This is a genomic window from Anaerophaga thermohalophila str. Valhall, assembly GCF_000250735.1.
Classification (GTDB): domain Bacteria; phylum Bacteroidota; class Bacteroidia; order Bacteroidales; family Marinilabiliaceae; genus Anaerophaga; species Anaerophaga thermohalophila_A.
Genome location: NZ_AHZV01000261.1, coordinates 1 through 15,373 on the forward strand (window position 1 = coordinate 1; position 15,373 = coordinate 15,373).

Below are 15,373 nucleotides of genomic sequence, written 5' to 3' on the forward strand. Positions count from 1 at the left end.
TTAAGGCATTTTAAATTTTTGTACCGGAGTTAACTCATTGTTAAAGAGGATGCAAAAATTTAAAACAACACAGAGTTTGGCAACAAAGATGCTTTTTAGACCGGGCTCATATTATCAGTAATACAGGATGAGTCTTATATCTTGTGTTTGAAAAGCTAATCATCTATTATATTGGTTCTACCACGAATTTAATGACAACTTGCAATTTGTTTATAGTTAAAATGTAGTTTAACGTAGTCTATATGTTGCATTCTTTTTCTTGAACCACATTTCAACCACATTTATAACTATATTTCAACAAATATTTAACCACTAAAATAAGGGTAGTATTATTGTATTAGACATTTTACCATACAAAAAACCCTTACCGTGTTGGTAAGGATTTTTGATCATCCGCTTAATGATGCGCAGATAAAATACAAATCGTAAGGCAAGTGCGGATATTGCGTTCAATTTTTAATATTGTCTCTGGCTAACGAGTTTCCCGTTTTCATCCCAGATTGACCAAACACCGGTTTTAGCACCCTGAGTATACTCCATTTCGTATCGCAAAGTACCGGTTTCGTCCCATATATACCATTTACCGTGCTTTTTACCATTTTGGTAACGGGCTTCAGCAATTTTCGTTCCGGCTTCATTCCAGGTGATCCAGGTTCCGTCCATTTTATTATTGCTGAAACTTCGAACTTCTTTTTTCGTCCCGTTTTCATAATAATAAGTGGTGGTTCCGTCTTTTTTGCCGTCCTTTACCTTCATCTCAAGGCGTACTGTTCCATCGGGGAAATACTCAATGTAAGTACCGGAATAGGGATTGTTGTTGGAGTCGTAGTAGAGACCTTCTTTTTCAACAAGTTGGGCAAGCAGCAGAGGCGCTGATGCAATCATCGCGATTAATAATATCAACTTTTTCATGGCTTCCGTATTTTAAAAATTATCAAAAGCCTCCCAACTTGTTCCTGTCTTTGTGTTAACGCAAAGTTAACATTAAAGTTACATTCCGGCAACTTTATTTTAACATTCATAAAAAAAGGGAAGACGTAAACAAACACGTCTTCCCTGGTTTTATATTGCTCAATTGTTGATGGACGGCGTTTATTCGCTGTCGACGTTTTCCAATTCAAGATTGAGCGCATGCATTTCGTTGGTTTGCACCCTGATGTTTCTTACAACCGGCTGATAGGAAATATAATTGACCTGAACCGAATAGTCGCCTGGTTTTACCTTGTCGAAAATGAATTTTCCATCAAAATCGGTGTAAGTCTTTGTTTCGGCTCCATCGAGTTTAACTTCAACTCCGGTTAACGCTTCTCCGGTTTCTTCGTCAATAATGGTTCCTGAAATGCAGGTATTGACAGCTACAGGTTCTCCGGGATTCTCTGTTTTGTTGTTCGAACCCGCCAGGGTTGTCATCGATACAGAGGCAACCAGTGATAAAATTATTAATAATGCTTTCATAACATCTATGTTTTGTGTTGTAGTACTCTTTTTTGATTTTTCTCTGGTACAAAACTACAGATGCTATATTATTTTAATATTAAGGGGGTATTATCAGAGAATTAAAATTACAATCCCACTTCCTCAATGGCCTCGGAAACATTGATCACGTAATCTGCAAGTTTTTCACTTTCAGAAAACAGATCGTTAAATATGATGCCTGACTCATACGAATAAACATTGTTTGCCAGATTATCCAGATGTTCGCTTTTCAGTTGGTTCCGGTAGTTATTGATCTGGTCTTCCAGAAGTCGTGCTTTGGTGAGCGAAACCGCCAGTTCATCCTGCTGGAGGTTCTCGCGCATAACAGATAGAGCCTCTTCGACAAGGTTAAACATAAGCTCCAGTTTTTCGGTTGCCGAAGGCTTGAATCTGATGTTCTTTTCGCGCATTCTGTTGACAGAGCGTGCCAGATTGAAGTTGCTGTCGGCGATGCTTTCGAGATCGCCTGCCATCTTCAGCATCGAACGCAGCCGTTTACGGCCCAGTTCACTGAGCTTATATTGTGATATTTGGGTGAGATAGTTGGAAATTTCTACTTCCACATTATCGCTGATTCCTTCATACTTCTGAACTTTGGAAAAGAGTTTATTGAATTTTTTGTCACGGTCTTCATGCATCATTTTCCTGACAAATCCGAACATTTTTGTTGTGTGCTTGGCATAGAACTGTATTTCCTTTTTTGCCTGTAGCAGAGAGAGTTCGGATGTAGATAGCATCCCTGTTGTTATATATTTCAGTCTGAACTCTTCATCAGATTCCTTGGTCTTGTAGGGCACCATGTATTCCACAACTCTTTGTATGACAGGGGTGAACCAAACAAAAATGAGGACATTGATAATATTAAAAGAGGTGTGGAAAATTGACAATGCAGTAGGTATGGCCGCCGGTGAATCGTTTGGAGAAGTACCCCCGTTCTTTGTCATCAGGGTATCAATCAATCCTGTAAATTGATGAAATACAGCGAGCATCCAGATAACACCAAGAATATTAAATATCAGGTGGACTCTTGCAGCTCTTTTGGCGCTGATGTTTCCTACCGATGCTGCAACATTGGCAGTAATGGTAGTCCCGATATTTTCTCCCAGAATCATCGCCGCGGCCTGGCTGAACTCAATCCACCCTTCGTTGCACATTACAAATGTCAGGGCCATAGTGGCCGACGAAGATTGAACAACAACTGTCAGAAGGGTACCAATGCCCAGGAATAAGAGGGTTGTTAAGATTCCACTTTCGGTATATTGATGAAGAAAACTAAGTATTTCCGGATTCTCCTGGATATTTGGAACCGAATCTTTTAAATATTCGAGTCCCAGAAACAAGAGTGCAAAACCGATGAATAATTCTCCATAAGAGCGTTTTGTTGCTGACTTTGAAAATATAAAAGGCAGGCCCAGCCCGATAAGGGGAAGAGAATAGGCGCTGATTTTTACTTTAAATCCAAAGAGAGTAATAATCCAGCCTGTTACGGTAGTTCCTATATTCGCCCCCATTATTACACCGATAGATTCTTTAAGGGTAACAAGGCCTGCATTTACAAAACTAACAATCATTACCGTTGTGGCCGAGGAGGATTGAATCATGGCCGTTACCAAAAAGCCCGTAAATATGCCCAATACACGGTTGGATGTCATGGCGGAAAGAATCGCCCGCATTTTATTGCCGGCCACTTTTTGCAGGGCTTCACTCATAATTTTCATGCCGTAAAGGAACATGCCCAGTGAGCCTACAAGAGAGAGAAAATCGAAAAAAGAATACTGCATTGCGCTGTCCGTCTTATACTGGATGTTTCTCAATTGGTTGCGACAAAAATAAGTAAAAATTGGCGTATCTCATCATTCCACTCTGTAATTATATAAATAGTTGTTTTCACCTCCTGTTATAAGATTAAAACGATAGGCGGATGATTTTAAAAAGCCAATGGAAAATCTTGTCGTTCCTTTCAGGGGGAATCCCCGATAAAGAGAACCGTCGCTGTTGTAGAGATATATTTTTGAGTTTTCTGCCGAAACGAGGCCTATTTTATGGTCGGTTGAAGAAAACTGATAAATGTCGGCGATTGCATTTACAGGGTATTCCAGCGTTTTATTAACGACGGGTTGAAGAGTTGAATTAAAAATTTTCAGTTGTTCGGGAGTTACCAACACATATTTGGGATTGTTTTCTTGAACGACAGTAATATAATGGTCTTTGCTATCCACTTTTGTTTCGGGGTGAATGCTCGTTCTGCCGGAGGGAAGCATAATTCGGCCCAGAGAACCGTCTGTCGTTGTTGTAACCAGCGCTGATTTTTCAGAGTCGGGATATTCCAGGTAAAAGGGGCTACGGTCATTTCTTATAAAACTTTTATCCGGCACAACCCGATGATTCCCACGACGGTCCATTATATAGTTGCGGTACTGGTCGCTAAACACTATGTAATCTTTTCCACTGGTTCTGAAGAACTGGACAGGTTGTGTTACAGTGCCTTCTGTTTGTGGAATATTCCATCCGGGGATTCTGGCTCCTGTTTTGTCGAAGAGGTATATTTTTCGGTCGTTTAATGCTATAAATATGCGATAGTTCCGGTTCTTATTATAATCGAATACAGCCAGTCCGTTAGTAGCTTTCGATGGCAATGTATAAGGATATCGTGCTACATGGTTCCCGTTTCGGTCGAGAAGATACAATCTTTCTTCTGTGTTGAACAAGTATTGCAGTTTTGTATTTTTATAGTAATCTATTTGAAATATCTCACTTATGATGGGGCCGTCGAGGGGCCGCTTCCAGAGTATGCGCCCCATGTTGTTGATGAGGTACAGATTGTTGGCCTTGTCCTGCACCATTATCTCTTTTTCCGATGTATAATGATTTTCAACCAACGCGGGTTTCATTGATGCCATTGAATCAATCCGGCTTTGCCAGATGGTACGTGGCTCTTTGTCGCGATGGGGGGTGTAATTGGCAAAGGCGTTTAAATAATTAAGTCCCGAATTGTGAGATAACTGAATTCCTGCGCCATAAAAATTGAATAGTATTTTGTTCTGCTCTTTAGTCGGATGGAAGATATCAGCATTCAGCGATTGGCCGATATACGAATAAAGGTGGGGAATCTCCGCGAAAAAAAACAGATTTTCTTCATATGCAAAATTTTCCGTGAATGAGGAGAAATAAGGATGACTTTGCAAGGTGCGTTTAAGCACATTATTGTATAAAAATGATTCCAGCGATTTCTGACTGTCGGCAAAGACAAGGTAATTACGGTAAAACGAAAAAAATTGCAGGGGAGCATCCGGAAACAGATATTCCATAGTCATTCTCGGCAACTTGTCAGGGAATCCACGATAGATTGGAAAAGAGATTGAGTTGTCTACATTATATCTGGAGACAGGGGTGGTTGAAACGCCAAAATATTCCTGTATTTGTTTAAGTGCCGGCAATGTTACTGCCTGCCCTTTTGTCTTAAAAACCAGAAACCTGCCTTCCTGGGGGTTGCTGGCATTGTAGTTCGAGAAAGCCATGGCAAATTCGCCGTCAATATTTTCGAAAAAGGCTTCGACAAAATGGTTACCGGTAGTATTTTTAAAAGATTGATTGGCTGTTTCGAAATCATTGGAGTCTTCGGAGTTTAAAATGTATTTTTTAAGATTTGCTATAAAACGGATATTGTTGGCATAATTATACCCCAGAAACAATCTGATGTCCGAAGGGAGTACCTCGGAAAGTGTCGATTTTTTGGGCTCAATACCATCAAAAAGTGAGATAAACCGGGATGATTCATTGCCGGATAAAAAGCCGTTGAGAGCCGCACCATCTTCTTTTAAATGGATGTCTAATGCACCCCATGAACTTAATTTACCCAAAAAGGCGGCATATTGTCTGGAGTTGGAGGCAAAAAAGGGTTCGGAGAAAGAAGGTAATTTTGAAAAGTTGATAAAAAGCGACCCGGTAGCTCCTGAGCTTGTTGTTTTGTTAAGAGAAGAAAATTCTCTGTCGTTTCGCAGTGAATGATCGGTTTGTTGTTGTCTGATAGATGCTTCTACCATTAAAGAAGATTTGCTTACCGTTAACACCCCGTTCTGAACAGTGGCATAAACAGTTTTATTACCTGGTTGGGGCAGAGGTATCTGATAAATGGCAAATCCGGTATAGTTACGTTTACCTGTTTGATGGTCGTTTATCCACGACTTTATTTCATTCTGATGGGCCTGGTTTTGCAGTGCAAAATGAAAACTTAGTTCAAAATTTGTTTTGCCTATTTTCTGGAATGAAATGTAAACCGGAGCTTTTAACAAATTTCTGACCGGGCGTGCAGAAAACAGCGCTGATGTATCGACAAAGCTAATCACATCATACACAGAAGCCAGGCTTTCAAAAGCTTCCAATTCCGATCGATAATCTGTTTTTTTCTGAAGCGCCTTAGCAAGGTCGTTGACCGAATTGATTCTGAGTACCAGTGCTGTGTTGGCAGGCACCGAATCCAGATTTTTTTCGGCGCTGAAACTCTGATGCCGGTACAGATTCCATAAGACAGCAATAATAATAACTGCGAAAACTAAAATAATTCCGAAAATACTCAGGTTTCGTTTAGACATCAATCGCATTTTTTATAGCTGTTCTACTGTCATCGGATTATCGCCACTTTGGCAGATTCATTTTGGCTGCCGTCTGGTGATGCCAAAAATATAATATATATACCGGATTTCACTTTTTCACCATAAAGATTTTTTCCGTTCCAGAAAGCATTTCCCCCGAGCGATATTGTTTCATATACCAGATTGCCCGATGTATCGGTAATTTTAACATTTGTCCGGTCTATCAGGCCGGTTATGGTTATGGGCCCTTCATGTTCAGGTCTTACCGGATTGGGATAGACGTATACGTTGCTAAATGTTTTTTCTCCTTCTACGGCCGCTCCACGGTAAGAGATTAGCCCTTTGTCGGTGGCGAAGAAAACCTCGCCGTTGGATTCATCGATATCGATATTAAAGAGGTTATTGGATGGAATCGGACTGTTTCCGGTATTAAAATGCTCTATGGTTTGTGTGCCGTCTTCCGATATCAGATAGATACCGTTCCCTTCGGTTCCAAAATATTTCCTGTTTGCACCGTCAACAGCAATTGCTGTGATTCGAATGCCTTCGAGCAGATAATCGGCCAGTCCGCTGCCATCGTTCCGGGGCACCTTTATTCTCGAGAAAACCGGGCGTTCTGTTTCGAAAATCTGACCGGGGTTATACTGAACAATCACTCCGTTTTCTGTGCCAAACCAAAGGTATCCGTTTTTGTCCTTTTCAATGCAAAAGGCTCCCTCGATGATTTCTTCTCCGTTTTCATCCCACAGCTTCAAAGGGCCTTCATTTCTGGGATCGGGGTCCTGCTCCCGGCTAAGTATACCCCGGTAGCGGTCATCCGAAGGGTTGTCAATAGTGCCGTTGTCGTCAAAAACAAAAATAGCCTTTTTGACCATGCAGGACAGGCAACCATTTATAGCCGTTGTTGTCGATTATTAATTCTCCGTTTTTCTGATCGCCTTCGGTTATGTCGGCATAATCGTATTTATACCAGGCATTGTCCATAACGTTGTAAACAGCAAAAATCCATGTAATGGAAGAACAATTCATGAATAGATTTCCGTCTGAGTCAAATGCCATGCCCCAAACCCTGATGTATCTGCCAGGGGGTGCACCCGGAAAATTAGTAAGTTCGCTGTTTTTGTCAGTATATTGGGTTGCAAGGTATATGGTATCGTTGCTCTTTTTAAATTCGAACACGCCGTTTCCCCATGAAGAAATAAAAACGTTTTCCGAATTGTAGGGATTGACTTCAATGTTGATTAAATCGCGGGCATCACTAAATTTCGGCGTGTTTGAACGGGTAAAGTATTTCCATTCTCCGTTTTTCTGAACAGATACGCTGGCCGGTATATTTGCATTGTTATGAAGGGCGCCGAAACCACCCGGAACTATCCACAATTCATCATTGATTTTTTTTGTCTTATAAGTAGAATTTGAATAGGGGCCGGGCGGCAATACCTGCTGATATTTGCCGGAAGTTGTTTTATGGAAAAGACCCCCGTTCCAATCGGCCAGCCAAAGCGTCTGATCTTCTGCTATAAAGGCATCCCTGTAGACAGGCATATATTCATCCTGGGTTTGAATAATTATGGTATCCTGTGTGGAAGTTGTTTCAAGTTGACTGTCGGTAAAATAGATGCGATTTTGTGTGGTGATAATATAACCATCCTCTGTAGGACGTATGTTTTGAAATCTCCCGTAACTGGAAAGTGCCGATGCACCGCTGCTATTAAATAGCAGTAGCTGACACGTGCTCCCTCTTTCTCCCTTAGCAGCAACGATGCCTGATGGTTTGGATTCAACATCACAAAATGCAGACCGGTCTTCCGAGAGCAATTCCCAGTTTTCGTAATACGAGAGCGTTTTGTTCATATCGGCCATCAAGAGACCTGATGAGGTTGCCGCGTAAATGGTATCATCCTTTACAACTGTTTTGTTCACTTTCAGATAAGATGCTTCATCTCCGATAATGAAAGTGGAAGCTATTTCTTTCTTCGAAATATTTAGTTCCAGTATCCCAAAATCGGTACTACAGAATACCCTTCCGTCATCGTGAAGAAGAAAATGATTGATTTTTTTACTACCGGGCATGTTTTCAATCTTAAGATCCGGAATATTATATGTGCCTTCATCTGTAATTACGTCAATGTTTCCGTTTTCGTAGCCAATCAGAATGATATCGTCATGAGGAATTGAGTTTATTGCTGAAATTTCGGAATCGGAAAGACCGTTAACTTTGTTTTTAGCACTAACCGAGTTGGTTTCTTTATGGTAAAGGATCAGTCCCAGATTGGAAGCACCAATTATAAAGTCTGTATTCTCGGCTATGTTAAAGCATTGTTTGTATGAATAATAAGTCGTCCATAAGTCCTGCGCCGAGGTGGACGCAGAAAGTGCTGAAAACAACAGGAGGAGCCAGACTTTTCTTATAACTGTATCCATAGGTGTTAGTTATTCCTTATTTTGTGTCTGTTCATAAAGTACCGTTTGTTGTGTTACGCTTGCCGCCAAAATACTCATTTACGAAAAGTAAACTCTGTTTTTGGCGGCTTCCCAAGCCTTGCAACTGGCACTTTCTGAACAGACACATATTGTGAAAATTTTTGCGAATTTATAGACGAGCATTATTTAGGGTTTTTAAATAGTCGACCAGTTTTTTTACTGCTATTGCTCTATGGCTTATTTTATTCTTCTCGTTGAGTGACATTTCTGCAAAAGAGAGTGTATATCCTTCCGGTAAAAAGACTGGATCGTATCCAAAACCTTTTTCTCCACGAGGGTTTTCAAGTATCGATCCATTAACAATACCCTCAAACAACAACTCTTTATTATCGAGGATCAGTGCAATAACTGTTCTGAAGCGGGCTTTCCTGTTCCGGCAGTCCTTTAATTCCCTCAGTACCTTCTCCATGTTCTTCAAACTGTCTTTTTCAGGCCCGGCATAGCGGGCCGAATAAACACCTGGTGCACCATTAAGGGCATCAATTTCCAGACCTGTATCATCGGCAAAACAATCGGTTCCCAGGCGGGTTTTTATATACCTTGCTTTTTGCAACGCATTCTCTTCAAGGGTTTTCCCTGTTTCCGGCACATCACCCTCAAATCCTATTTCCGGGAGTGATTTAACCGTTCGGTTTTCCCCTAATAATCGGTCTATTTCGATGGATTTATGTTTATTGTTCGTTGCAAATACGAGTTCCATAATTGTTTATAAATGTGGATGGTAAGTCATTCAAAATCTCTAATAATCACAACCTTGCGTCTCTGCGTTTATTTTTTTTAGCTGACTATTATTTATTGTAATATGCGAAAATACGAAAAACAAGGGGAATGTTGGTGATAAAACTTTGCGTGAAGGCATTCTTTGGCCCTTTTTGCAGTAGAAATTGAAGAGACGTGAAAATTGTCAGCGTGTTAAACCTAAGTTCTTGCAGACGAGCGACCTGTTTGTTGTTCACAAACAGGATTGATTTCAGAAGCTGCCACCATAGCCGTACTTCATCAAATCTGTTCTTGGATTAATGACCATAACCGGAACTTTGGCGCTGTTGGCGATAATATATTGTTCGTGAGCTCCGAGGATATAATCATGGAAAGCAATGTCGCGGGTGGTCATTATGATGATCAGATCGGCGTTGTTATCTTTGGCAAAGTCAATGGTCTCCTGCGAAAACGGGGCCTTATGTTTGGCCAGTACCAATTCGTAATCGATGTTCTTTTCCTCCAGAAAATTTTTACAAAAGACCACATTGGCTTTGGTTCTACTGTCAACCGCTCCATCTTTGGCCGTTGATGAGAACAAGTATACTTTGGTTTTAAAATATCGGGACATGTATTCTGCCCATCTTAGTTTTTCTTTGTTTTCGGACTTGAAATCGACCGGGAAAACGATTTTTGTATAATCGTCCTTTTGCGGGGGCTCCTGAACAACCAGGAATGGCACTCTGGAGCCGACAATCACTTTCAGAGCCCAACTTCCGGTGAGTTTTTGCATGCCCCGCATTCCGTGGGTGATCATGACCACCATTGCACATTCAAGTTCTTCCGAGACTTCATTGATGGTTTTAAAAATAGTCCCTTCTTTGACCAGAATTTCAGGCTTTACTTTTAGCTTTTTTTCAATTTCCTTTGCTTCTTTGCGAAGGTTTTCTTCGGCCGGAGAAATTTCCGATTCTTTTTTAACGATATGAAGTAAAGTGATGTTTGTGTTTAAAACACGGGAAAGATTTACAGCATGTTGAACTGCATAAAATACAGTGTCCGAAAAATCATAGGGCACAAGAATACTATGCATTAGGCTTTCCATAGTCAATTTTATTGTATTTAACAGGCTAAAGATAACATTTTTGTTTTTACAAACATTAAAGATTTTGAAGCATTTTTTTTAAGTGTTTCAAAGCTTGGATGAATGGTGGTTTTTACAAGACTTTTTTTATATTGCGGAAGGTAAAATGTTTTGAAGTGATGCACGAGGGATTTTCAGTTAATATCTATGTGATAATTTTATTGCTTGCCGTTGTTATCATTTTGGTGGTAGTATGGTTAAGAAATTTTATTCATCGTCGCGTGGAAGAACTTACAGCCGAACGACTTGCTCTGGCACTCAAAGTAAAGGAGAAAGCACATCGCATTCAGACACAATATGACACCGATTCCATCGTTTATACACATCAGGGGCCTAAAAAGAAATCCAAGAAATATCAGAAAGTAACAGTACTTTTTGCCGATATTCAGGGGTTTACCCGAATTGTGGAACAACTTAATCCGGAGATGCTCATCGATGAGCTTGACCAGTTTTTTCTTCATTTTGATGAGATTGTCGAAAAATACGGAATCGAAAAAATAAAGACCATTGGCGATGCTTATATGTGTGCAGGAGGGCTACCTGTAAAAAACAGTACCAATCCGGTAGAAGTCGTTTTGGCGGCCCTCGAAATGCAGCAGTTTATGGAAGAGATGCGCCGGATAAAAATGATTGAGCACAAGGACTACTGGGAGTTGCGGATTGGTATACATACAGGACCTGTTATATCCGGGATGGTAGGACGAAAAAAGATTTCCTTCGATATATGGGGAGATACCGTTAACATCGCAAGTCGTATGGAATCATCCGGAATGGCTGGAGAAATAAACATTTCGGGCACTACATGGCAATTGGTTAAGGAGTTTTTTGTTGCCGAATACAGGGGCAAGATGCCAATTAAATATAAAGGAGAAACGGATATGTATTTTATTAAAGGCATTATTCAGGAATTATCAGTTGATGGTGAAGGAAAAGAACCAAACGAGCTGTTCAGGGTCAGGTTGCAGCACATCAGATTTGGCGATATGGAAGAAGCGGTACTTAACAGGCTGGAGAATGAATTGTCTGACGAACTTGCCTACCATAACATGAAACATACAGTAGATGTCGTTACCCAGGTTGAAATAATAGGACGCGGCGAAGGAGTCAGTGAAGAAGAAATGCTTCTGTTGAAAACAGCCGCACTTTTTCACGATACAGGATTCCTGATTTCTTATGATAATCATGAAGATAACAGTATTGATCTGGCAAGAGAAGTTTTACCCATGTATGGTTATCTTGACGACCAGATCGAAGAAATTGTTGAATTGATTAATGTTACCCGCAAGGATGCTCACCCACGAAATCATCTTGAAGCCATTTTAAAAGATGCCGATCTTGATTATCTTGGCCGATCCGATTTTATACCGGTGTCGAGAAGTCTGTATGAAGAATTTCAGACGTTTAACGGTAAGATGACATTACCGGAATGGAATAAAAAACAGATCAGTTTTATCACCAACCATAAATATTATACCAATACGGCAAAGAATCTCAGGCAGGTAAGAAAGGAACAACAGCTAAGTGCCTTAAAGGATTTCATGAAGGGACGACAATAATTTGTTTTTTCTTTTTAAATTTGTTGTTCAGATCAATATTTCCTGATCCTTTGATGTTTAATATCTAACTGTCGAACATCTAATCGTCTGATTATCTATTAAAATGCATTATTAACAAATATTAAATATAAATGGAGATGGCGAAAAATTTTGAACCCGAGAACAAACTGCCCAACATGATTGGTCAGGGAACAAAAATTGTCGGAGATGTTGAAACCAATGGAGACATTCGAATTGACGGACATATTGAAGGCAATGTTAATTCTAAAGGAAAGGTTGTTATCGGGTCAAACGGAATGATAAAGGGAGAGGTGATTTGCAGCAATGCAGAGCTGGCCGGGTCCCTGAACGGAAAAATAAATGTTAGCGAGCTTCTTTCGCTTAAGGCGAGTTCGAAAGTAAACGGAGATATTAAAACGGGGAAACTGAATATTGAACCCGGAGCCATTTTTTCGGGTACCTGTAATATGGGAAATCAGCAAACAGCAACTTCCCAACAGTCTCCTCCCAAAGATATTAAAAAGTAATTTGCTTTATGACAACACTTTTAGCATATAAAGTGTTATTGATTAAGGAAATTTTTTACGGCCTGCTGTTCAAAGGAGTGGCAGGTCTTGTTGTTTTTATCGAAACCGGTCATGTCCCAAAAAACTGGCTTTATTTAGCTTTGATCATCATTGCTATGTTTCCGTTAACATCTTTTGTGCTGAAGGAGGTCAAAAAATACTGGAAGAATACCGCGGGCTTTGTGTTTATGGCATTGTCCATGTTCAAGATGTTATTGATTCCGTTCCTGATCATTGTTTTATTTGATAGAGATCATGAGAATATAGAAGCCTATGTTATCCCCATTGTTATTGCTTACCTGGTCCTTTTAGGTATGGATACTAAGTGGAAAATTCAATGGCTGTTTAGAAAGAGGCGGTTCTGATTTCAGGTGCAGATATTCAATGGATGAAATCAGCATGGGCCTTTGATTTCTCACTCGGCTCCGCCGCTCTGTTTAAAAAGAAATCCGCCATAAAAGGACATGTATAAAAATCGCGAGTTCCATTCGGCCAATGACTTAGATTAATTATATACGAATGAAACTTCTGTACTTTTCATCACGTATAGAACGACAATCTGAGGGAAATGCGGGAAGATTACTAATTCTATATTTTCAGTTTTTTCACTCATTTATCATGCGTTTTTAAAATTAGCAATTTGAGGTTTTTTATTGTCATATTTTTTCTGTTCGGCATGGTATTATCTGCTTTTTCGGCAAACCATGAAACGGAAGAGGGCGATGTTGATGTGTTCGGACTAATTATCGGCCACATCAGCGATTCTCATCATTGGCATATTATTGACTATACGAACCGGCATGGACAAACCATTCATTTGTCACTTCCATTACCCGTAATTTTATGGCACGATGGAGAACCCTGGTTTTATTCCTCTGATGAGTTCTATCATTCCAATACACCTGCAACAATTGGGGATGATTTTGTGGTACTGAAAGACGAAACTTTTTATATTACCGATTCAGAAGGAGCCGTCCAATATGATGAGAACGGGCATATTACAAATGCTTCGCCGGCTGATTTCTCGATCACCCGGAATGTAGCCAGCATGTTTTTGTCCATGGTTTTAATCATGAGTATGTTTATTTCTGCGGCCAGAGGTTATGCCCGGCATGGAATGGCTCCCCCAAAGGGTCTAAGGGCAGTGCTGGAACCTCTTATTCTTTTCGTACGCGATGACATTGCCCGGGGCCAGATTGATAAAGACAAAGCCGATAAGTTTGTTCCGTTTTTGCTTACATTGTTTTTCTTTATCTGGATCAATAACTTGATCGGTCTTGTTCCGTTTTTCCCCGGTGGAAGTAATCTTTCAGGGAACATAAGTTTCACGGCTACATTGGCGGTGTTTTCGTTTTTTGCCATTAATTTATTTGGATCAAGAGATTACTGGAAACATACATTTACCGCCCCGGGCGTTCCGTTTTTCGTGAAGTTCCTGCTTGTCCCGGTGGAATTTGTGGGGTTGTTTACCAAGCCTTTCGCGTTGATGATTCGTTTGTTTGCCAATATTACCGCCGGACACATAGTTATCTTAAGTCTGGTAACCATGATTTTTATCCTTAAATCTGTCTATATTGCGCCTGTTTCAATTTTGTTGTCATTAGTTATGCTGTTGCTGGAGTTTCTGGTTGCAGTACTACAGGCATATATCTTCACAATGCTGACAGCTCTGTTTATAGGGATGAGTACAAGTAAAGCTGAACATTAACACAATAGATCGTTAGATTTTTAGATATAAGATGTAAGATAATTCATCAGTATAAATTATGTATAAGTTATTGGTCTGATGGAACTCGCATGCAAGCATTTATGCATATTCTTGTTGTGTGAAACCTTGCCATGCTTGTTTCGTACAACCCTGATATACTGTATTTTAACAATCAAACCCTTTAGAATACAACCAATTGGTTTGCAACGTTTTGCAAAAGTTTAACGGAGTATAATAACAAATAAAACATTGAAATATGGAAACTTTGTCACTTACAGCCATCGGGCTCGGGATTATCGTTGTTGGAGCAGCCATCGGAATTTCCAGGATAGGACAATCTGCTATGGAATCGATGAGTCGCCAGCCCGAGATCAGCGGAAAAATTCAGACTGCCATGATTGTTGCCGCAGCTCTTATTGAGGGAGTTGCCTTGTTTGGCATTGTTGTAGCCTGGCTGGCCTGATGAAACGAGGTTGGTGCTTTGATTTATTAAATTGCTACAACTTCGCCAGATTATTCGGGAACAGGAATATGTAAGTTTTTGCATCGAGTTCGCACGATAAATCCGGGCAGGTTTTCCGACCGTAATAAGTTAATTTTATACGGATAAATCAACCTTGCAGTTGGAATTAAAAAGACGTTTATGGAACTGTTAACACCAAGTCCGGGACTTGTTTTTTGGACTTCCCTTTCATTCATAATTCTACTGGTGGTGCTTCGAAAATATGCATGGCCATCCATTTTGCGTGCCCTGAAGGTGCGTGAGGAGACCATTTCATTTGCCCTTGAAGATGCCCGAAAAGCCAAAGAAGAAGTTGAAATGATGGAGCAAAAAAAGAAAAGAATTCTCGAAGATGCCAGGGGGGAACGGGATGCCATATTGAAGGAGGCCCGGGAACTAAAGGAGCAGATTGTGGATGAGGCACGTGAAACGGCCCGTGAGGAAAGCCGGAAAATGCTCGATAAAGCCAACAAGGATATTGAAAAGCAAAAACAGGAAGCGCTTCAGGAAATCAGGGATACCATAGGCCGGTTATCTTTGGAAATAGCAGAGAAGGTATTAAAAGAAGAACTTTCGGACAGGGAAAGACAGAAAAAGGTGATTAATTCTTATCTTAACGAAATGAACCTTAATTAGTGTCTGTCCA

14 protein-coding genes are annotated in these 15,373 nt (G+C 40.3%); 6 read left to right on the top strand and 8 right to left on the bottom strand.

Translation table 11 applies throughout. From position 1 onward, the window contains the following. Positions 1–456 precede the first annotated feature (456 nt). The 8 genes from OQ5_RS0114100 to OQ5_RS0114130 all read right to left on the bottom strand — a co-directional run bounded on the left by OQ5_RS0114100 (position 457) and on the right by OQ5_RS0114130 (position 10,356). A complete protein-coding gene (locus OQ5_RS0114100) occupies positions 457–912 on the bottom strand; it encodes a toxin-antitoxin system YwqK family antitoxin (protein ID WP_044107897.1) in 456 nt (151 codons plus the stop codon). Positions 913–1,092: 180 nt separating this feature from the next. Beyond that, complete coding sequence (locus OQ5_RS0114105) at positions 1,093–1,455, bottom strand: carboxypeptidase-like regulatory domain-containing protein (RefSeq protein ID WP_016778107.1); 363 nt, start codon at positions 1,453–1,455, stop codon at positions 1,093–1,095. 107 nt (positions 1,456–1,562) lie between these two features. Beyond that, positions 1,563–3,257: a Na/Pi cotransporter family protein gene (locus tag OQ5_RS0114110; protein ID WP_016778108.1), complete on the bottom strand. Its 1,695-nt coding sequence runs from the start codon at positions 3,255–3,257 to the stop codon at positions 1,563–1,565. A gap of 72 nt (positions 3,258–3,329) precedes the next feature. Continuing rightward, on the bottom strand, positions 3,330–6,068 hold the full coding sequence (locus tag OQ5_RS0114115) for a DUF3352 domain-containing protein (protein WP_016778109.1): 2,739 nt from the start codon (positions 6,066–6,068) through the stop codon (positions 3,330–3,332). 29 nt (positions 6,069–6,097) lie between these two features. After that, positions 6,098–6,943: a type IX secretion system anionic LPS delivery protein PorZ gene (gene porZ, locus OQ5_RS24785; protein WP_052308309.1), complete on the bottom strand. Its 846-nt coding sequence runs from the start codon at positions 6,941–6,943 to the stop codon at positions 6,098–6,100. Next, a complete protein-coding gene (porZ, locus tag OQ5_RS21175; protein ID WP_052308310.1) occupies positions 6,915–8,492 on the bottom strand; it encodes a type IX secretion system anionic LPS delivery protein PorZ in 1,578 nt (525 codons plus the stop codon). The genes porZ (OQ5_RS24785) and porZ (OQ5_RS21175) overlap by 29 nt, the downstream gene beginning before the upstream one ends. Positions 8,493–8,661: 169 nt before the next feature. Then, positions 8,662–9,252, bottom strand: a complete 591-nt coding sequence (locus OQ5_RS0114125) for a non-canonical purine NTP diphosphatase (protein WP_016778110.1) — start codon at positions 9,250–9,252, stop codon at positions 8,662–8,664. A 270-nt stretch (positions 9,253–9,522) separates the two neighbouring features. Next, positions 9,523–10,356: a universal stress protein gene (locus tag OQ5_RS0114130; protein ID WP_044107900.1), complete on the bottom strand. Its 834-nt coding sequence runs from the start codon at positions 10,354–10,356 to the stop codon at positions 9,523–9,525. Between the two features lie 158 nt (positions 10,357–10,514). Here OQ5_RS0114130 and OQ5_RS0114140 point away from each other — a divergent pair, with 158 nt between their 5' ends. The 6 genes from OQ5_RS0114140 to atpF all read left to right on the top strand — a co-directional run bounded on the left by OQ5_RS0114140 (position 10,515) and on the right by atpF (position 15,363). Further along, on the top strand, positions 10,515–11,951 hold the full coding sequence (locus OQ5_RS0114140) for an adenylate/guanylate cyclase domain-containing protein (RefSeq protein ID WP_016778113.1): 1,437 nt from the start codon (positions 10,515–10,517) through the stop codon (positions 11,949–11,951). Between the two features lie 137 nt (positions 11,952–12,088). Then, the gene (locus tag OQ5_RS0114145; RefSeq protein WP_255297550.1) at positions 12,089–12,478 is read left to right on the top strand and encodes a bactofilin family protein; all 390 of its coding nucleotides are present in this window, start codon (positions 12,089–12,091) and stop codon (positions 12,476–12,478) included. Positions 12,479–12,486: 8 nt separating this feature from the next. After that, positions 12,487–12,882, top strand: a complete 396-nt coding sequence (locus OQ5_RS0114150) for a hypothetical protein (protein WP_016778115.1) — start codon at positions 12,487–12,489, stop codon at positions 12,880–12,882. A 311-nt stretch (positions 12,883–13,193) separates the two neighbouring features. Then, positions 13,194–14,225 carry a F0F1 ATP synthase subunit A gene (gene atpB / locus OQ5_RS0114155; RefSeq protein WP_255297551.1) on the top strand — a complete coding sequence of 344 codons (1,032 nt, stop codon included), beginning with the start codon at positions 13,194–13,196 and terminating at the stop codon, positions 14,223–14,225. Positions 14,226–14,481: 256 nt separating this feature from the next. Continuing rightward, a complete protein-coding gene (atpE, locus tag OQ5_RS0114160; RefSeq protein ID WP_016778117.1) occupies positions 14,482–14,688 on the top strand; it encodes an ATP synthase F0 subunit C in 207 nt (68 codons plus the stop codon). Between the two features lie 180 nt (positions 14,689–14,868). Beyond that, a complete protein-coding gene (gene atpF / locus OQ5_RS0114165) occupies positions 14,869–15,363 on the top strand; it encodes a F0F1 ATP synthase subunit B (protein WP_016778118.1) in 495 nt (164 codons plus the stop codon). The last annotated feature ends 10 nt before the right edge of the window (positions 15,364–15,373 follow it).